Below are 19188 nucleotides of genomic sequence, written 5' to 3'. Positions count from 1 at the left end.
CGGTCGACGGGTTCGTCCCGCGGGGGATCGACGCGGGTTACACCGACCTGACCGCTGAGCAGATCCGAGGTGACGCGGGTGCTGACCGGCGGCCGACCGGACCCACGTGAGGGTGTCCGTCCCAGGCTCCCCGCGACCCGGGCCACGGGCGAGTGGCAGCCGGCCGAATGGAACGTCCCGCGCCGCGACCCGTTCTTCGTGGGCCGCGACGCGCTGCTCCAGCGCATCCACCGCGAACTGCGTCCGCCGGGAGCTGGCCGGGGACACGACTTCGGCCGGGGGCGCGGCGCCGGCCGGGGGCGCAACGCAGGTCAGGGACGTGACGTCGGCCGGGGGCGCAATCTCGGGCTGGTGTCCGCGCGCGGCGCGGGTGGGATGGGCGCGTCGCGGCTCGCCGTCGAGTACGCGCATCGGCACGCCGGCGACTACGGCCTGGTGTGGTGGGTGGACGCGGACACTCCCGAGCGCGCCGAGTCGTGCCTGGCCGAGCTAGCCGCCGCCATCGCCCCGCCGGGGGCTGGCCACCGGGCCGCCGTGCTGCGCCGCCTGTGGGCCGAGCTCGGCCAGCGCACGGACTGGCTGCTGATCTACGACGGTGTCGGTGATCCCCGCGACCTGACCGCCGTGGCACCGCCGGACAGCGGCCGGCTGCTCGTGACGAGCCGCGGACCAGCGGTGGCCAGGCTCACTCCCGTGCTGCTCGAGGTCGGCGAGCTGCGCCGGGACGAGTCGGTCCTGCTACTACGCCAGCACCACCGCGGAATCACCCCGCCGGCCGCCGAGACACTCGCCGGGGCGCTGGCGGACGTCCCGTTCGCGGTCGCGCTGGCCGGCCGCCACCTGGCGGCGACCGACCAGCCGGCCGCCGACTACCTGGCCCTGCTCGGGCGGGAGGCCGCTTCCGATCCGGTCGCCGCGGCTGTCGCAGCGAGCCGCGCGCGACTGGACGTGGTCGATCCGGCCGCGGCCGGCCTCCTCGACCAGGTGGCGTTCCTCGCAGCGGACCCCCTGACACTCACCCGGGCGCCAGCCGGCACCGCCGCCGCGGCCGCCCGGCTCGACCGCCTCGGCCTGGCCGACTGGGACGGGGCCACGATCCGCGTGCACGGGCACGTCCAGGCTCTGGTGCGCCGGCGGCTGGCCGGGGGCCGGCGGCCAGCCGCCCTGCTCGGCGCGCAGCGGCTGCTGGTCTGTGCGTACCTGCCCGGTCGCGACCCCGCGGACCCGGCCTCATGGCCGTCACTCGCCACGCTCGACCCGCACATCCGCACACTCACCACGTGGCTCGACGACGAGTGCGCGGACTTCCGCCGGCTGGTGCTGCGCACGGCCCGGTACCTGGCCGCCTCCGCCCGCTACGAAGCCGGCGAACGGCTCACGCACCAGGCACGGGCCCTCTGGGGTGAACGGCTGGGCCCGGACCACCCGGACACGCTTGCCGCCGCCGACCTCGAGGCCTCGATCCGCGCCGACGGGTTCGCCGATCACGACACCGCGCGGGCACTGCTGGGCGACGTCCACGCCCGCCGGGTGCGGGTGCTCGGCGAGCAGCACCGCGACACACTGCACTCGGCGTGGAACCTGGCGCGCGCGGCCGGGGAGAGCGGCGACCACGACGAGTCCGCCCGCTTGCTGCGAGACACCGTCGCCCGGCAGCGGGCGGAGCTCGGCCCGGACGACCGCGACACCCTGCGTTCGGCGCACAGCCTCGGCCACGCCCTGACCCGACTGGGGGAGTACGGGACGGCCCACGACCTGCTCGCGGAGACGCTCGCCCGCCGTGGCCGGACGTCCGGCGCCGCCCACCCGGACACCGTGTGGACCGCGGCGGTGCTCGGTGTCGCGCTGCGTGGCCTCGGCCGTGGCGCGCACGCCCGCGACCTGCACACCCGCGCGCTGGCCGGCGCGCGGGCACGGCTCGGCGACGAGCATCCGCTGACCCTGTACGCGGCGCTGCACCTCGCACTCGACCTGGCCGCCCTCGGCGCGGCCGACGCCGGCCGGGACCTGTTCACCGAAGTCATCGGCTGGGACGTCGTCGGATGGCGCGACAACTCTCCGGCGGGCCCACGAACCTGGGTCGTCCGGTGGGCCCGGGGCCACCAGGAGGACATCCGCCGACTGTGGTCGGGTAGCTGAGCTCGGTCGCGGGCCGTGGCCGCCACCCCTGATTCGATCTTGTCGGGAAACCATAGGTTTCCGGCCAGGGCCGGGATGGGTGTCGGACGGCTGGATCGCCGTCACCTGTGCCTGAGGATGGTCGGCTTGCCGGCCCTCTGCCTGCGGCTCGGTTGTTGGCGCGGCGGGGAGGCGGGACGCGTCTGGTTGGTGACGGCTTGTGGTCGTTCTGGCAAGCTGCGGGCATGGATGTGGGCACGGGGGCCCGGGGACCGGTCGGCGGGGAATCAACGTCCTCGGCGGGTTCGGGCGGTGGGGTGGACTTCTTCGTCTCCTACACCGGGGCGGATGAGGCGTGGGCGACCTGGGTCGCCGAGGTGCTCGAAGCCGCGGGCCGCACGGTGGCGGTGCAGGCGTGGGATTCCCCGGCGGGGGAGAACTTCGTGACCTGGATCAGCGTGCAGATGGGCGCTGCGGCCCGGACGGTTGCGGTCTGTTCGCAGGCGTATTTCGCTTCGCACTGGTGCACCCAGGAGTGGACCGGCGCCCTGGCCGGGCGGAGACTGACCCCGTTGCGTGTCGCCGACTGTCCAGTCCCGCCGGTGCTGTCGACCATCTCCTACCGGGACCTGTTCGATGTCGACGAGCCCGTAGCGCGACGGCGTCTGCTGGAGGCGGTCGGCCTGGTCCACCCCGTGCGGGTGTCCGGTGGCTTCCCCGGCCGGCCGGCCGCCCCGCCCTCGGTGGGGGCGGTGTTCCCGGGGCGGCTGCCCGCGGTGTGGAACGTGCCCGCGCGGAACCTGCTCTTCACCGGCCGTGACACCCTCCTGGACGGCCTGCGCACCCAGCTCGCCGCCGGTACCGGCCGTGTCGCGATCGCGGCGTTGCGGGGCGCCGGTGGGGTGGGTAAGTCGCAGCTGGCGGTGGAGTTCGCCTGGCGGTATGCCGCGGACTACCAACTGGTCTGGTGGGTGGACGCGGAAACCCCCGCGGGTCTGCTCGCCGGTCTTGCCGCTCTCGCGAACACTCTCGGGATCGGCTCGGGGGATCTGCCGGTCCGGGCGGGGGAGGCACTGGCGGAGCTGGGACGTCGACAGAGCTGGCTGCTGGTCTATGACAACGTCGGCGACCCGGCGACGTTGGCGCGGATGCTTCCGCCGGCCACGGGACGGCTGGTGGTGACCTGCCGCGATCCGGGGGTGGGCCGGGTCGGGGTGGAGTTGGTCGAAGTCGGCGAGTTCACCCGTGCCGAATCGTTCGCGCTTCTGCGCCGCTATCTGCCCACCCTGTCCGACACCGCCGCCGACCAGCTCGCTGACGCGCTCGGTGATCTACCGCTGGCCGTCGACCAGGCCGGGGCTTTCCTGGCCACCAGTGGTCTCCCCGTGCACGACTATCTGGCCCTGCTGGCCACCCGCCCCGCTCTGCTGCTCGCTGAGGAGACGCTGCATCATCCAGGGCTGGCCGCGACCGTCACCGCTGCCCGTGAACGGCTCGGCAGCGACCATCCGGGTGCTGCTGGCCTGCTGGATCGGCTGGCGTTCCTCGCCCCCGAACCCATCCCACTCCGCCCCGCCGGCAGCGAATGGCTGGCCCTCGGGGATCCCTACACCACGCACACCGCGCTTGCCGCGATCAGCAGACTCGCGCTCGCCCGCCGCACCGACACCACCCTCCAGCTGCACCGCCTCGTCCACGCCCTCCTGCGGGCCCGCCTCACCGCGGACCAGCGGCGCATCGCCCTCGCCGGTGCCCTTGACCTGCTCGCCACCGTCTACCCCGGCGAGGCGGAGGACCCCTCGGCCTGGCCGACCTACGCCACGCTCACCCCCCACGTCACCGCGGTCGCAGGCCATCTCGCTGACTTTCCCGGCCTGGCCGAACCCGACGGGTTCCGGCTGCTGCTGCACCGGACCTGCTGGTACCTGCACTGCAGCGGCCAGAACCACAGTGTCCGCACCCTCAGCCACACCACCCGCACCCGCTGGATCACCACGCTTGGCCCTGACCATCCCGACAGTCAGATCATCACCACCGCCCTCGCCACCGCGCTGGCCGACCTCGGTGAGCACCGGGCGGCGCGGGAGCTGGCCGAGGACACCCTGACCCGCCGTCGCCGGATCCTCGGCGACGACCACTCCCTCACCCTGCAATCGGCGAACAACCTCGCCAACCAGATGGCCGCCCTCGGCGAGCACCAGGCCGCCCGCAAGCTGGCCGAAGACACCCTGAACCGAATGCGGCGTCTCCTCGGTCACGACCACCCCGACACCCTGGCCTCAGCGAACAACCTCACCCTTCTGCTGGCCGACCTCGGTGAGCACCGGGCGGCGCGGGAGCTGGCCGAGGACACCCTGACCCGCCGCCGCCGGATCCTCGGCGACGACCACCCCCACACCCTGCGCTCGGCGAACAACCTCGCTTTCCACCGGGCCGCGGTGGGGGAGCACCAGGTGGCGCGGGAGCTGGCCGAGGACACCCTGACCCGCTGCCGCCGGATCCTCGGTGAGGACCATCCCGACACCCTGGCCTCAGCGCAAAACCTCGCCATCGATCTCAGTGCCTTGGGAGAGCACCAGGCAGCCCGGGAACTGGCCGAAGACACCCTCACCCGCCGCCGGCGCCTCCTCGGCGACGACCACCCCCACACCCGCGACAGTGCCGGCCAGCTCGAGCTCCTCCTCGAACAGCTCGGCCCGGCCCTCTGACGCCCGCCTGATCATCGACCTAACCCACCCGACTGATCTTGTCGGAAATCCGTCCGGGCGTGGGTGTGATCTTCATCGACAAGTGGCGGTGGTTCTTCGGCGTTCTGGTTCGCCGTATCGGGCATGCTTGCGGCGCTTGGACGAGCTGTGCAGGAGGAGCGGTCAGTTCCCTGGGTGTCGTGGGGCCGTTCTGGGGGCGCGGGCGGTGTGGTCGTGGTCGGCGAGGACCTGATCGATCGTGTACCGGGCGGCGTCGCACGTTCGCGAGGGGGCGGAGGCTTACGCCTCCTGCCGGCGGCGGGCCAGCAGCTGTGCCTGTCGGCCTCGTTCTTCGTCCGTCGGTGCTCGCACCAACTGGGCGACCTCGACAAGCCCTGCCTGCCGCGCCAACCCGGCGAGGTGGTCGGGCGGCCAGCGGTAGGCGCCTGTCACCCGATGGTCGTAGGCGTGCACCCCGGCCGCGGACTCGTCTGTGGCCAGGAAGCCGAGCAGCAGGTGGCCGCCGGGCGCCAGGACGCGGCGGACCTCGGCGAGGACGGCGGGGATGTCGGCGGGCGGGGTGTGGATGAGCGAGTAGCGGCAGAGGGCACCGCTGAGCGCGCGGTCCGGCAGGTCCAGCGCGGTCATCGTGCCCACCTCGAACCGCAACCCTGGATGAGAGCTTCGAGCCAAGGCGACCATCTCCGGCGACAGGTCCACACCGAACACGTCCAGCCCCAACCTGTGCAGGTAGGCCGTCGCATAGCCGGGCCCGCAGCCAAGGTCCGCGACCGGGCCCGCGAGATCGCGCACGACGTCGGCGAACGCGGACAGCAGCGCACGCTCCAGCGGCTGGCGATCGAGCACGTCAGCGAAAAGCTCGGCATACACCTCGGCCACACCGTCGTACGCCGCCGCGACGGTCGCCAGATAGCTCGGGGCAGACTCGGCCATGGCCGATCATCATAGGCGCGGGCCACACGATCATCGGCCCTGCCAAACAACGCGACCGGAACCCTGCCATCTATCGGGGCCGGACAGAAGGACCCGCATCAAGATAGTCAACGATGTTGACGGCGTAGGTTGCCGCGGTGATCTTGATCGAAGTCTGCAGCTGGCGGCATCAGGATGGTACGGACGGCGACAGTGCCGATCACCGGCGTTCGATGCTGCCGATGAACGGGTTGACCGTCCGCCGCGCGGTCGACGTCCTCGACCTGCACCCCGGCAGGTCTCTGGACGGTCTCGTCTCTACTCGTGCGGCAATCCCTGGCGGTCGCAGGCGGTGAGCAGATTGGGGCCGTCGGTGCGCAGCTGATCGAACGCGAGGGTCTGCAGGTCCTGCTGGACCGGTTCGATCCCCTCGACGAGGGGCTGGTAGCGACTGTCCGCTTCGCTCGCCGCGGTCAACAAACCCACGGCGCCCTCGATACGCAGTGTGGTCGCGAATACGAGCGACCGGTAGTCGGTGATGGCGAACTGGTCCCGGGTTCGTGCCGCCGCGGCGCATCCCGCCGCCGCGTCCGCCTGGGCGTCGGTCGCTTCAACCGGGTCGGCGGGCAGACCCGCGGTGCGACAGACGGCGAGCGCGGCCGGGATGGTGTCGGTCAGACCGGCGATATCCAGGCGGTCGGTGTCGTCTCCGATCCGGTTGACGGCCTCCTTCAGCACGGTGAAACGGCCGTCCTGCTCCGCCGCCGCGCCGGTGAGACGCTGCGCACCTTTCAGCCGGTCACCAGCCACCCAAGGCTGGGACGCATCCGCCGGCAGTCGCAGGTCGTCCGTGCTGCGGGCCAGAGCGACACACGCCGCAGCCGCGTCCGCCGCAGCCGCCGCGGGGCCGGTCGGCGCCGGGCCGGTTGAACCATCACCCGACGACTCGCCGTCATCCGCACCGCATCCGACCAGCAGAACACCCGTAACGACAAGCACCGCAGCTGATCCCCAGCGACGCGAACGCCATCCACACCACATGCGCCAAGTGTGACAAAAAGGACGAGACTCCGCCTCCGCCCTCCTATTTGCGATCTTGATCGTGGGGGCTTGGTGCGTATTCGAGCCTGTCGTTTAGTAGTGTTAAACAGGTATCTAGTATCGTCCCGGCTGTTCGCTCTCTGTGTCCGGTGCGGCTTCGGCCGGCTGGGAGCGGGCGACCGCTGCCCGTCCGCCGTCGGCGGTACCAGTCCCACTCGCGGTACCTGTGACGTCGTGCGGGCCGGAGCGGGAGAGTGATCGGATGACGCAGTCCGGCCGCCTGGCGGTGATCGGTTCGTGACCGCCGTGGCGCGGCGCCCCGGGGTGGGCCTGCCGCCCGTGGAACAGCTCCGGCCCGGCCTGTGGAGCATTCCGGTGCCGTTGCCGACGTCCGGCCTGAGCCACGTTTTCGTCTACCTGTTCGAGACCGATCACGGCGCCTACGTGATCGACAGCGGCTGGGACACCGACGCCGCCTACGCGGCGGTCGAGGCGGGCCTGGCCACGGCCGGCTACGCCGTCACGGACCTGCGCGGGATCATGCCGACCCACATGCATCCCGACCACTACGGTCTCGCCGGCCGGCTGCGCGAGGCGTCCGGGGCGTGGATCGCGCTGCACCCTGCGGACGCCGCGCTGCTGCGCGACCATCCGACCGACCCCATGGAGCTGTTCCAGGCCGTCAACGAGGGGATGGTGCGGGCCGGCGCGCCCGCCGACGCCCTGCGGGACTTCACCGTCGACATGCTGCCGCCCGGCCCGCTGCCCGCGCTGCCGCAGCCGGACATCCTGCTCGAGGACGGGGACCGCCCGGACGTGCCCGGCTGGGATCTGCGCGCGGTCTGGACGCCCGGCCATTCCCCGGGCCACCTGTGCTTCTGGGAGCCGGCCAACCGGCTGCTGCTCTCCGGCGACCACGTGCTGCCGCGGATCACGCCGAACATCCCGTTCGAGGCGCGTGTCGCGGACGACCCGCTGGGCGACTACCTGCGCTCGCTGGACAAGGTCGACGCCCTGCCCGCGGAGGGCACGCTGCCCGCGCACGAGTACCGCTTCGAGGGCCTGTCGTCCCGGCTGGCCGAGCTGCGCCTGCACCACGAGCACCGGTTCGCCGAGGTGATCGCCGCGCTGCGTCCCGGCGCGACCACCGCCTGGGAGGTCGCCCGGCTCATGACGTGGTCGCGGCCGTGGGAGGAGATCGGGGGTTTCATGAAGCGCAGCGCCGTCTCCGAGGCGCTCGCGCACCTGCGGGCGCTCGAACGGCGCGGGCTCGTGCACGAGCGGCCCGGCGACCCCCCCACCTGGCGGTTCACCGGGTCGTGATCGGACGTCCGCCGGCGGCGGATACTGCGGCTGCGGTGATTGTGCGAACTGTGTACGATGCGTGACTGTGACGATGCAGGCTCCGGCTGCCGTCCGGTCCGTTCGCCAGTTTCTCGCTGTCGGCGCGGGCTCGCGGTTCGTCGGGGTCCTCGCGGTGCTGATCGGGGCGCTCCTGCTCGCGGGAACGGTGAGCCGCGCGGTGGTCGCCCAGCGTCTCGACGCGACGGAGAGCATCCGGGAGCGGTCCGCGGCTGCGCTGATCATCGCCGAGCGGCTGCGGGCGGCCCTCGCCCGGGCGGACGCGACCGCCGCGGCGAACGTCTTCTCCTGGGTCGACCTCGTGCCGTCCCGCCCGTCGTCGCCCGCGGAGCGCCGGGAGAACTACGACGAGGTGAAGGCCGGCGGCTACTACACCGGTGACCACAGCGGGGACGCCGCCGTCTCCGGGCTCGCGGGTGACGACACGGCTCCCGCCGGGGACGGGCCGGCCGCCCCCAACCAGTACAGCGCCGCGGTGCGCTCGGCGACGACGGCGCTGCTCGAACTGCGCGAGGTCGACCCGGGGGAGTGCGAGTCGGCCCGCGCACCCGGTTCGACGTCGCACTGCGCGATGGACCGGATCGCGACCCTGATCCCGGAGTACGTGGGGCTGGTCGCCGAGGCGTCGGCGAACATCCGCGCGGGAAACACGGTCGGCGGCTCCTACCAGCGGCTGGCGTCCGACCTGATGGCGACGAGCATCCTCGGCCAGACGAACCTGCTGGTCACCGCCTACGGCGACCGGGTGGACGCCGACTACCGCCGGGCGACCGGCGGCCACGGCGAGGATCTGCTGCTCCTCGTGCTGGCCTGTGCGCTGGTCGCCCTCGTCGGCGCACAGGTGTACGTGTACCGCCGCACGCGGCGGATCCTCAACGCCGGCCTGCTGGCCGCGACCGGCGTGCTCGGTGCGGTCGCCGTGGCCTGCCTGGTCCTGCTCGGCGGGCAGCAGAGCCGGCTGTCCGCCGCGCAGCGGGGTGACTTCGTGCCCATGACCCTGCTGGCCGCCTCGCGCACTCTCGCCCTCGAGGCGCGGACCTGCGAGTACCTGTCCCTGGCGTCGCTGGGAAACGGCGACGGCGCCGACGCGTGCTTCCAGCGCGCGGTCGCCGGCCTCGGCTACGGCCTGGACGGCCGCCCCACCCCGACGGCGGGTGCCCTCTCGGCCGCTCTGGCCGAGCTCCCCGCCGAGCGCGCCGAGCTGGCGGCGGAGTTCACCGCCTGGCTGCGGGAGCGCGGTGAGGTGGTGGCGACCCTGCGGCGGCCCCCGCGCCCGACCGCCGGCGCCGGCAGTCCGGACGTCTTCGACGACGTCGTCGGCGTCACCCTGCGGTCGGAGCACTTCGACCGGTTCATCACCCGGGTGGACGGGCTGGTGGGCGCCCATCTCGAGGGCTTCAACGGTGAGGTGGACGCCGGGGCCGCCGACGTGCGCCTCCTCGCCGCCGTCCTCCCGATCGCCCTGCTCACCGCGGCGTCCTGCTGCGTGATCGGGATCAGTGCCCGCGTCCGGGAGTACCTGTGAACAGACGCGCCCGTGTCGTCGCCGTTCTCGTCGCGCTCGGGATCGGGCTGGGGCTGGCCGCGCTGCCGGGGTGCGCGACGACGGGCAGTCCGCTGCCCCGCCAGGCTCGGCCGCTGCCGCCCGCCGACGGCGTCGCCGCCCCGGCCCGTCCCGGGGCGGCCGCCGGCTCGGCGGGGCCCTCGTCAACACCAGGCCAGCCGGGTCCGTCCGCGCAGCCCTGCATCGCCCGCGCGAGTGTGCCCCCGCTCGCCGCCCTGCCGCCGCCGGGAGCGCGCGGATCGCGGATCGAGGCGATCCGGCGGTACGGCTACCTTCGCGTCGGGGTGACCACGGTGGCCCCGCCGTTCGGGTCGATGAACTGGCGCACCATGGAGGTGGAGGGCTTCGACCCGGCCATCGCCGGCGAGATCGCCGGGGCCATTCTCGGCGACCCCGAACTGGTGCAGTTCCGCGCGGTCGACACCCGGGACAGGGAGGCGCTGGTCGCCGACGGCACCGTCGACATCGTCACCGGCACGATGACGATGACCTGCGCCCGCAAGGAGCGGGTCCGCTTCTCCGGGGTGTACTACGAGGCCGCGATGCGCATCCTGGTGCCGGCCGGCGCGGGCCTGCGCACCGTCGGTGACCTCGCTGGACGGCCGGTCTGCTCGTCGCAGGGAAGCACCTCGTTCGAGAAGATCGCGAACCTGGTGCGCGGCCCCGGCCGGCCGATCGCGGTGAACCGGGTGGGGATCGTGGACTGCCTGGCCGCGCTCCAGCGCGGTGAGGTGGACGCGGTGGCCACCGACGACACGATCCTCGCCGGGATGCGTGCCGAGGACGCCACCGTCACCGTCCTCGGTCCCGAGGCGTTCGACGGCGTTCTGGGCCCGGCGGGCCGCGCCGGCCTCGACGAGCCCTACGGCGTGGCGATCGGCCGGACGGATCTCGCGCCGGGCCTCTCCCCGGCCGAGGCCGCGGCGAACCGGGCCGCCGACGACGCCTTCGTCGCCTTCGTCAACCGGGTGCTGCTCGACATGATGACCGGCCCGACCTGGAACAGGCTCCACACCCGCTACCTGCGCGACGTCCTGCGGGTCCCGGGCGTGCCCCCGAACGCCATCCAGCCGAACTGGCCGGACGGCGTGCTTGTCACGGGCGGCGGATCGTGATCCGGGTCCAGGCGCCGACGAACACCCGGTCCCCGTCACGCAGCGAGACGAGGTGCCCGGCCGGGATCGGCTGACTGCTGTCGTTCACCCTGGTCCCGTTGAGGGAGCCGTGGTCGACGACGGCGTAGCCGCCGTCCGGCTGCCGGACGAGGCTCGCGTGCCGCCCGGACACCGCCGGGTCGTCCGCCGGCCCGGACAGGTCGACGCCCACCGGCGGGCCATCCGGCCCGGCGCCGATCAGGATCTCCGGCCCGTCCAGGTGGACCACCCAGGGGAGACGGCCTTCGGGGAGGCGCACGCCGTCCCCGATCACCCGGGCGAAGTGGGCCTCGTCGACCTCGACGACCGCATCCCAACGCGGCGACGCGGCGGGTGCCGGGTATACCCGCGGCACCACCGGACGCCGGCCGGTGGCGAACTCGTACCGGCAGCGCAGGCAGAACCGGTCGGTCGGCGCGGGGCGGGCCCGGCAGTGCGGGCAGTGCGCCGGCGTCGCCTCGGCCCGCGGGAATCGAGGGGCGAAGCTGTCGTCGGGGTCCCAGCTGCCCAGCGGGGGCCGTCCGCGGCCGGCCCGTGGTGCCGGCGGCTCCCCGGAGCCGGCCAGGGCGAGCCCGCCCGCCGCGGCCGGGGGGCCGCCCGGCCCGGCGCCGGCGATGCCGGCATCGCCTGCGGGCAGGTCGTCCGCGGGCTCGCCGTCGGCGTAGTCGTCGGGGTCGTCCGGCACGTCGTCGGGCTCGTCGGGGTCGTCGTCTGTGTCCGGATCGGTGCGCCGCCCGGTCGTCCCGCCGCGGCCGGCGGCATGCTGGGTGGTTGCCCCGGACAGCTCAGGGGTGGGATAGGCCCGCCCCGGGCCGGGGCCGGCCAGCCATCCGGTCGGCGGGCGGTAGGCCGGCCCGTCCTCGCCCTCGCTGTGCGGGCTGTCCCCGTCACCGTCGGCCGGGCCGGTTTCCGTGCTCACCGCGCCCTCCTCGGTTCGAGAGCCCGGGTGAACCGGTAGCGGACCTCGAGCACCTCGAACAGGTGGGGGTCGACGTCGGGCCGCACCCACGGCGCGTCCCCGGCCGGGTCGGCCTCGACCACCTGCTCGAGAATCTCGGCCGTCGCCTGATCGTGGCTGGCGCGGGCCAGGTCGAGCGCGCGGCCCAGGTGCGCGCCGGCCGCGGCGAGGTCGCCGCGGCCCCGCGCGGCCATGCCCAGCCTGATCGCCTCCGCCAGGTCGATCACACCCCTGCTGTGCCGCACCTCCCGGGAGACCTGGGTGTGCAGCTGCTCGTCCGCGGTCCACATCGCCTGGACGTCCCCACCGGCCAGCCGCCGCCGGTCCGTGACGACCGCGATGCGGGCGAGCCGGCTCGGTCGGGTGATCCGGTGCGGGAGCAGGCCGGAGACGGAGAGGTGGTAGTCACGGCAGCCGGCGCCCCACGCCCCGGTGGGGAACTCGGTCTCCTGCCCGCCGACGGCCGTCCCGCGTTCGAGCAGGTCCTCGAGGGTGGGATGCACCTGCTTGAACGTGCTGATCCGTGCCCCGTGCGGGATCCACACCCGCAGCGAGACCGCCGGCAGCGCGCGGGCCATCGCCGCCTTCGTCATCGCCTGGAAGTCGGCGACCAGGTCGGCCGGGTCGGCGATGTCGCGGGCCGTGCCCAGCAGGGTGTCGGACACCGCGGTGAGCTCGGCGGCGACCCAGCCGCGGCCCACGCCCCGGCTGTCGCACTGGAAGTGCCCCCGGCACGCGGCCAGCGCGTCCGCGAAGTCCGCGGCGCTCTCGTGCTCGTTCCGCCCGTCGGTCAGCAGAATGGCGTGCCGGACGGCGTCGGGATGGCCGGCGAACAGGTCCCGGGCCGTCAGCAGCCAGCTCCCGATCGCGGTGCCCCCGGCGGCGCTCATCCGGTTGATGGTCCGCCGGGCCTGGTCGCGGGTGTCCGTGGCGGCGCGGGCCAGGCCGCCGCCCGGCGGGTAGACAACCTGGGCGGTGCCGGTGCCGCGGATCACGGCGAACAGCGTCCCCGGGCGCAGGCCGTCCACGGCCGCGCACGCGGCCCGCCGCGCGGCGTAGATCTTCGTGGCGGGTGTGCTCATCGACCCCGAGCAGTCGATGACGATCACCTCGACGTGCTCGACGTCCGGCTCGCCCGGTGCGCCGTCATCCTCGGCGCAGACCGTGAGCAGGGCATCCGCGTCGGTGACGCCGTCCGGGAGGTATTCGTCGGTGTAGACGTCGACCCGAAAACCGATCACGTCGCCCCGCAGATCACCAGAGGGTCCGCGGGCGGATCCGGTTCGCCGCGTCGACATACCGGATGCGCTCGCGGCGGTCACCGGCCAGCCGGGCGATGTCCCGGTACGCCGCTTCGAGCCCGAGACGCAGCTCACGGGGGACGAGCCTGCGCCCGAACACCTGCTTCGGCCCCGTCCGGGTCGGCCCCGGCGGGCCGGCGCCGACCATGCGCAGCGCGGCGGCGAGGATGTCCAGCCGCAGCTCGGCGCGGCGCCGGCGGTCGAGACCGAGCCGCGGCCGGGAGCTCTCGAGGATGGCCTCGGCGCTGCGCAGGTCGTCCAGGGAGACCACGACCGGCACCGCGCCGGCCTGCTCGGGGCGCAGGTGCGAGCCGACGAGCACGCCGATCATCCGCACTCGGGCGGCCGTGTACGCGTGCGTGGACGCCGGCACCCGACGGTAGGCGTCGAGCTTGCCGTCCCGGTCGTCCAGGCAGCGGGCCAGCCCGAACGCGGCGCTGGTGATCGCCGGGTCGACCTGGCTGACGACGTCGAACAGCTCGGCGGCGCGGGCCCGGTCGCCGGCGTCGGCACTGGCGGTCGCGACGGCGAGCCGCGGCGCCAGCTCGCCGGGCATGCGCGCGTAGACCTTCTCGAACGCCTCGGCGGCCTGCGTCGATCGCCCCGCTGCCAGGTCGAGCAGGCCCTGGCACCAGGTCACCCGCCATTCCCGCGGGTAGGCGGCGGCCAGCTCCCGCACCGTCACCTCGGCCTTGTCGGTGTAGCCGGCGCGCATCTGGGCGCGGGCCAGTGCCAGCCGCGTCTGCCGGGTCGGCTGCGCGACCTCCGCGAGCCGGTCGGCCAGCGCGGCCGGGTCCTCCCCGGGGGTCGTCGCGAGCACCCGGGCCTGCGGGTCGTCCGCGTCGATCCGCAGGTCGGGCAGGATCTCCCAGACCGTCGGCGGCTCGTCGGCCTCGCCGTGGCCGTCGTCGGCTTCGCCCGTCGGATGCAGATCCGGCTCGAACCAGCGGCTGGCCAGCGGCGGGACGTTCCCCTCGGTGCGCGAGGCGATCTCGTAGAGCACCCCGGTGAGCTCCTCGGCGAACTCGGCGACGGTCGCGAACCGGTCGGCCGGGTCGCTCGCCGTGCCCCGGCGCAGCAGGTGGTCGAGGGACTCGAACTCGAGTAGCGGCGCGTGCTCACCCCGCGGCGGCAGCCCGTGCCGGTGGACGTCCAAAAAGCCCGGGAACCGGCCGAGGACGAGCCGGGCCAGCGTGCGGGCGGCGGCGAAGACGTCCGAGGCGACGGTCGGCACGCTGTGCCGGGTCACCTCCGCCGGGCGGAACTCGCCCTCCTCCAGCTCCGGGGCGCGGTAGCCGGGCGTCGACAGGAAGCTGGAGAACTGGTCGTCCAGCCGCCGCGCGCCGCCGAGGTCGATCAGCGTGACCTGCTCGGTGCTGACCATGATGTTGTCCGGTTTGAGGTCGCAGTACGCCAGCCCCCGCCGGTGCAGGTGACTCAGCGCGGGCAGCAGCCGCAGCAGGTAACGGATGGCGTCCGCGGGGGGCAGCGGCCGCGGCCGCCCGTCCGGGCCGGGCGGCTGGGTCTCGGCCAGCCGGGACAGCGACACTCCCGGGACGTACTCCATGACGATGTAGTCCTCGCCCTGGTGCGAGACGTAGTCACGGATCTTCACGATGTTCGGGTGGTTGACGGAGATCAGCATCCGCCGTTCCACCTCGGCGATCCGCCGCGCCTCCGGGTTCGCCACGTCGAGCAGGCCCTTGAGCACCACCCAGGCCTGGATGTCGTCGTCACCCAGGTTGTCGTTCGTCGCCGCGTACACCCAGCCCATCCCGCCGTGGCCGATCGCGCCGTGCACGGTGTACTGCTGCCCGACGTGGTCGCCGGCCGCGAGCTTGACCGTGAACGAGTACGGCTGCCGGCAGCGCGGGCAGACACCCTCCAGCTCGACGGCGCCCTCCGGGCCGGGCCGGGCGACCCTGGTACCGCACGCGGCACACTCGCGCAGGTTCGTCGGCACGTTCGGGCTCGACAGCAGCACGGGACGGTTCGCCACGACGACGTCGCGCCGGACGGGCAGGCGCAGCGGGTCGCGATCCTTGGCGGCCGGGCGGGAGACGCTGATCGGCTGGGTGGTGACCAGCACGGGATCGGCGGTGTCCGGCGCCTGCTCGGCTCCCTGTTCCGGTGCCTGTTCAGCTCCCTGTTCCGTTGGCTGCTCGGCTTCCTGCTCCGGTGTCGCCGCTTGATCCGGTACGGCTTCTCGTTCCGGGGGCGCCGCCTGTGCCGGTACCACTACCGCTGCCGGTGCCGGTCCCGACTCTGTTTCCGTCTCCGATGCCGGTTCCGGGCCGGGCGCGCCACACCGGTTGCAGAAGCCGCTGGTCATGATGACCCCGCCGACACAGCCGGGCCGGACGCACGCGACACCCGTCGGCTCGCTCACCGGCCCGGCCCCTCGGCTCGGACGTCCCGGCTGTGCAGGGCGCGGACGTAGGCCATGGTGAGCCGTTCGGCCTCGGCCAGGTCGGTGGGCGCCCGGTAGAGCTCCTCGAACGCCCGTGCGTGCAGCGCGGAGAGCTCCTCGTCCTCGGCCAGCCCCAGCCGAGCGGCCTTCCCGTGCACGGCCGCGAGACGTCCACGCAGCTCACGGCGCTGGTTCAGCCCGACCGCGTTCGCGCTCGTCACCGCCCGCGCGGCCTGCTCGGTGCTGACGGCGAGCTCGCGCCACTCGGCGAGGCCACGGGCGACGTCGCCGTCGCGCCGGCCCCCGAGCGCGGCGGCGGCCAGGTCGTCGAGCCATGGGCGCAGGCCCACGCCGTCCTGTTCCAGCACGTCGCGGTCGGCGAAGGTGACCAGGCCGACCGGCGCGACGATCCGGCCACGCACGTGCTCGGGTGAGTCGAGCGCTTCGCGTACGAGGTCGCTGAGGCTGGCGAGCTGCTCGCGGGCGGCCGTCAGGTCGCGGGCGATCCCGCCCGCCGAGACTGTCCGGTCTTCACCGGTCACCACCCATCCCCCTTTCCCGGGCGCCGCCGGGCGGTCCCCACCACCGGTACCACCCGCCCCGTGCCTGGTCAGCGCGCCCACTGCGGCTCGGGTGGCAGCGACTCCTCGCAGGGCATCTCGGGAGCCTTCCACCTCTCGCATAATTTCAGCCACTCCGGCTTGTCACGCCGTAGACGCTCCAAAACCCCGTTGACGAATCCGGCGAGCTCGGTGTCGTCCCGCTCGAATGCGACACTGTAGTACTTGTCCCGCCCGACTGAGAACGTTCCGAGTACGGCGGTGGCATCCTGTTCCAGCATCCCCACCAGACTCGCGTCGTTCGCGGCCACGACGTCGACCTCACCCTGCTGGAAGGCAACCAGACAGTCGGACAGCTCGTTAAGGTGATCCACGATCTCGAACGTGGGATGGGTTTGATGGGTATTCTCCAGGTTCGTCAGCGTCGTCGTCCCCCGCGGGGCGCACACCCGTTTCCCGGCGAGTTCCTCCGGGGAGTCGATGCCGGGCCCCGCTTCCGAGTGCGTGCTCTCCCGATGGGAGAGCAGCCGTGGATGGGCGGTGAAGTAAGCCGCGGACAAACCCACACGCTCGGCCCGTGACTCCGAGTAGGTCAGGGTGCTGACGAGGATGTCCACCTCCCCGTTCTCGACCGCCGGCAGGCGTTCCGCGTAGCTGACCGGGCGGTACCGCACCTTCTCGTCCGCCGTACCCGGACCGAACAGGGCCTCTGCGATCCGCTGGGCGAGCTCGACGTCGAAGCCCTCGAACCGGTGCGACACCGGACTCCACGCGCCGCGGGTCTGGGTGTCGCGCGAGACACCCACCCGTAGGAAGCCGCGTTTGCGGATCCTGTCGAGTGAGCCTCCCGACACGAAGTCCCCGGCGTCGGCGGGCGGGACGAGGTTCGTGGGCACCGCAGCCTCAGGACGGGCCTCCTGGGTTGCCTCGGCCGACGCGGTCACCAGCGGCTCCCATGGCTGGTCGGCCGCGCGGGGCAGGTCACCGGAAACGGTCGAGCACCCGACCAGCGCCGCTGCGGTCATCAGCGCCGCCGCCACCAGCGCGGCGCGTCTCACCCGTATTCCCGGATCCGCGGCGCCAGCCCGGCGGCGGCCAGCACCGCCGCGAGCAGGAACAGCGCCCCCGCGCCGGCGGCCACGCCGCGCAGCGCGTCGCCGGCCCCGGCGACCTCGGTGCCGAACCGTGCCTCGGCCACGCCGTCCGCCTTCGTCAGCGCCCTGTCCAGCTCCATGAACCGACCCGTGGCCCTGGGCGTTGAATCGCCGACCGGGGCGTCGATCGCGGTAGCCCCAGCCTGGCGGGCGGTGTCGACGAGTTTGACGATGCCCGGATCGAGCGGGCGGGCCGTCGCCGGACCGCACCAGCGCACGAGATTCGGGTCGCGAGTCGCCGCTTCGTGCGGTCCGGGCAGGCCTTCCACCGCCGCGCTCGCCGCGCCCGCACTGCTCGGTTCGTTCAGGGCCCTCGGTTCGTTCAGGGGTGTGGTGCCCGGCTCACGGCCTCGGGCGGCGCAGGCGAGCTGCGCGGCGGTCTGGTCGAAGTCGGCGTCGAAGACGATCTCACCGCCCTGAGCGATCCGCCAGTAGAGAACGTCCCCCTCCGCGCGCAGCGCGAGATGGCGGACCCGAGCCAGCATCGCCTGGACGTCATAGCCCTCGGACCGGGCGCTCGCCAGTTTCGCCCGCTCGGTGGCCAGGGCTGCCTGCGGCCAGATGATCCCCACCGTGACCAGGAGCGTGGCGGCGAGAAGGCCCGGATTCAGCCATCGGCGGGTCCACAGCACGCCGAGCACCTGGGCGGCCGCCAGCGCCGCGAGCGCGAGTAACGCGACCACGGCCAGCCCCGCGACGTCGCCCGCCCGGGTCGCGCGCCGGAACGCCTGCGCCTGATCCTCCGTGTGGGAACGGGCGAGTGTCGCGCTGGCGGGCAGGAGGTGGTCGTTCATGAGCGAGTTGGCCATGCGCAGGTAGGCTCCGCCGACGCTCATGCCCATGCGGTCGTTGGCACGGGCCTCGCCGACGTAGCGCGTGTACACCGGAGTGAGGCAGACCAGCGTGGCCAGCGCCGCGGCCGCGGCCTCGTTGCTCGGCGGCGCCGCGGACCGGGCGCCGCCCCTGCCTGATCCGCCCTTGCCTGGTCCGCCACTGGCTCCGGCCGCCCCGGCTCCGGCTCCGGCTCCAGCTCCGGCTGTGGCCCCGGCCGTGGCTGAGCTGGTCGGGCCGGAGCTGGTCGGACTCGGCCTGACGGTGGCGGGGGGCTCCTGCCCGGGGCAGGCGAGGCCGCCGGACCCCGGATCGGTGGTGGCTCCGGCCCGCACCATCGCCTCGTTCGCGGCCCGCATCGCGGCGGCGAAGTCGTCGTAGGGAGCCGCGCCCGGCGTGGTGCTGATCCCGAGGAACGTCGAGGCCTCGGCCGCCGCCGCCTCAGCCAGGTGCCGGTGGATGTCCCAGGACGCCTGGGTGCCGGCCATCGTCTGCCTACTGATCGCCGACACCGCGTGGGCGCGCCGCTCAACCACGGCGATGGCGCCCACCCCGGCCGCCGCGCACAGGCAGACACACATGACGGCGCAGATCAGGAACCATGTAGGCGTCGCGGGACGGCCGTGGTCGGCCGCCGGGGTGTACGGCGGAGGCTCGCCGTCGCGGCTGACCGTGGTGCTCCGGACACTCACGGGTCGAAAGTGTGCCTTAAGTGACTGATGCGTTCCTCCTCGAGGTGCGGCTCGGCCCGGGTGGCCTCCCGGGTCCGTGGCCCGGGTCTGTTGCCCGGATCTGGCCCCGAGGGGCCGGACGCGGTCACGGCCGCAGACCGGCGTGATGCCTGACGGTGACCTTGGAGTCGCGTGTGGTCCGCACGCGGCCGACCCCACCACCAATAAGTGTGGTCAGCACTGATCATTAGGGATCGGATTCGGTCGGATGCTGGGACGGACCCGGGTTCCCCCACTACGATTTGGACGATGCTCGGTAGCCGCGTGCCTCTTCGCTCCGACAACTGTGCACTATTGTTCCATCGACTTCGCGAGGGTGTTCTCACCCTTGATCCCGCGGTCGAGGGAATGCGTCGTCCCATAGATGGCACCGTAGTGTGGGGT

The 19188-nt window shown here is 73.5% G+C and carries 13 protein-coding genes; 5 read left to right on the top strand and 8 right to left on the bottom strand.

Annotated elements, in window-relative coordinates:
* Positions 1 to 69: 69 nt before the first annotated feature.
* A complete protein-coding gene (locus tag FMEAI12_RS13735) occupies positions 70 to 2139 on the top strand; it encodes a tetratricopeptide repeat protein (protein ID WP_235013978.1) in 2070 nt (689 codons plus the stop codon).
* 224 nt (positions 2140 to 2363) lie between these two features.
* Entirely contained in the window at positions 2364 to 4826 is a 2463-nt protein-coding gene (gene fxsT / locus FMEAI12_RS13730) for an FxSxx-COOH system tetratricopeptide repeat protein (protein ID WP_112106321.1), read from the top strand.
* Between the two features lie 279 nt (positions 4827 to 5105).
* Here fxsT and FMEAI12_RS13725 read toward each other — a convergent pair whose 3' ends face one another.
* The gene (locus tag FMEAI12_RS13725; RefSeq protein WP_112106320.1) at positions 5106 to 5759 is read right to left on the bottom strand and encodes a class I SAM-dependent methyltransferase; all 654 of its coding nucleotides are present in this window, start codon (positions 5757 to 5759) and stop codon (positions 5106 to 5108) included.
* Between the two features lie 297 nt (positions 5760 to 6056).
* Entirely contained in the window at positions 6057 to 6548 is a 492-nt protein-coding gene (locus FMEAI12_RS13720) for a hypothetical protein (RefSeq protein ID WP_112106319.1), read from the bottom strand.
* Positions 6549 to 7076: 528 nt separating this feature from the next.
* On the opposite strand from FMEAI12_RS13720, the gene FMEAI12_RS13715 reads away from it, so the two are divergent.
* The 3 genes from FMEAI12_RS13715 to FMEAI12_RS13705 all read left to right on the top strand — a co-directional run bounded on the left by FMEAI12_RS13715 (position 7077) and on the right by FMEAI12_RS13705 (position 10820).
* On the top strand, positions 7077 to 8102 hold the full coding sequence (locus tag FMEAI12_RS13715) for an MBL fold metallo-hydrolase (protein WP_200835278.1): 1026 nt from the start codon (positions 7077 to 7079) through the stop codon (positions 8100 to 8102).
* A gap of 73 nt (positions 8103 to 8175) precedes the next feature.
* Entirely contained in the window at positions 8176 to 9666 is a 1491-nt protein-coding gene (locus FMEAI12_RS13710; RefSeq protein WP_235013983.1) for a hypothetical protein, read from the top strand.
* A complete protein-coding gene (locus FMEAI12_RS13705) occupies positions 9663 to 10820 on the top strand; it encodes a transporter substrate-binding domain-containing protein (RefSeq protein WP_071064498.1) in 1158 nt (385 codons plus the stop codon). Before FMEAI12_RS13710 ends, FMEAI12_RS13705 begins: the two co-directional genes overlap by 4 nt.
* On the opposite strand, the gene FMEAI12_RS13700 is transcribed toward FMEAI12_RS13705, so the two are convergent.
* The 6 genes from FMEAI12_RS13700 to FMEAI12_RS13675 form a co-directional block, all read right to left on the bottom strand.
* Positions 10801 to 11778 carry an FHA domain-containing protein gene (locus FMEAI12_RS13700; RefSeq protein WP_235013977.1) on the bottom strand — a complete coding sequence of 326 codons (978 nt, stop codon included), beginning with the start codon at positions 11776 to 11778 and terminating at the stop codon, positions 10801 to 10803. The two genes, FMEAI12_RS13705 and FMEAI12_RS13700, sit on opposite strands and share 20 nt — an antisense overlap.
* Entirely contained in the window at positions 11775 to 13058 is a 1284-nt protein-coding gene (locus tag FMEAI12_RS13695; protein ID WP_112106335.1) for a VWA domain-containing protein, read from the bottom strand. Before FMEAI12_RS13695 ends, FMEAI12_RS13700 begins: the two co-directional genes overlap by 4 nt.
* Positions 13059 to 13071: 13 nt before the next feature.
* Complete coding sequence (locus FMEAI12_RS13690) at positions 13072 to 15207, bottom strand: serine/threonine-protein kinase (RefSeq protein ID WP_235013976.1); 2136 nt, start codon at positions 15205 to 15207, stop codon at positions 13072 to 13074.
* Positions 15208 to 15503: 296 nt separating this feature from the next.
* On the bottom strand, positions 15504 to 16070 hold the full coding sequence (locus tag FMEAI12_RS13685) for a hypothetical protein (protein WP_235013975.1): 567 nt from the start codon (positions 16068 to 16070) through the stop codon (positions 15504 to 15506).
* 68 nt (positions 16071 to 16138) lie between these two features.
* Positions 16139 to 17146 carry a glutamate ABC transporter substrate-binding protein gene (locus FMEAI12_RS13680; RefSeq protein ID WP_112106315.1) on the bottom strand — a complete coding sequence of 336 codons (1008 nt, stop codon included), beginning with the start codon at positions 17144 to 17146 and terminating at the stop codon, positions 16139 to 16141.
* Positions 17143 to 18765 carry a hypothetical protein gene (locus FMEAI12_RS13675; RefSeq protein ID WP_235013974.1) on the bottom strand — a complete coding sequence of 541 codons (1623 nt, stop codon included), beginning with the start codon at positions 18763 to 18765 and terminating at the stop codon, positions 17143 to 17145. Before FMEAI12_RS13675 ends, FMEAI12_RS13680 begins: the two co-directional genes overlap by 4 nt.
* Positions 18766 to 19188: the final 423 nt, after the last annotated feature.

Origin of the sequence: Parafrankia sp. Ea1.12 (genome assembly GCF_900465275.1) — a bacterium.
GTDB lineage: Bacteria > Actinomycetota > Actinomycetes > Frankiales > Frankiaceae > Parafrankia > Parafrankia soli.
This window is presented reverse-complemented; position numbering and strand designations above follow the sequence as displayed.

Excerpts from the sequence above, each read along its gene's own strand:
- FMEAI12_RS13710 (WP_235013983.1), top strand. The coding sequence starts at position 8,176 with ATGCAGGCTCCGGCTGCCGTCCGGTCCGTTCGCCAGTTTCTCGCTGTC.
- fxsT (WP_112106321.1), top strand. The coding sequence starts at position 2,364 with ATGGATGTGGGCACGGGGGCCCGGGGACCGGTCGGCGGGGAATCAACG.
- FMEAI12_RS13725 (WP_112106320.1), bottom strand. The coding sequence starts at position 5,759 with ATGGCCGAGTCTGCCCCGAGCTATCTGGCGACCGTCGCGGCGGCGTAC.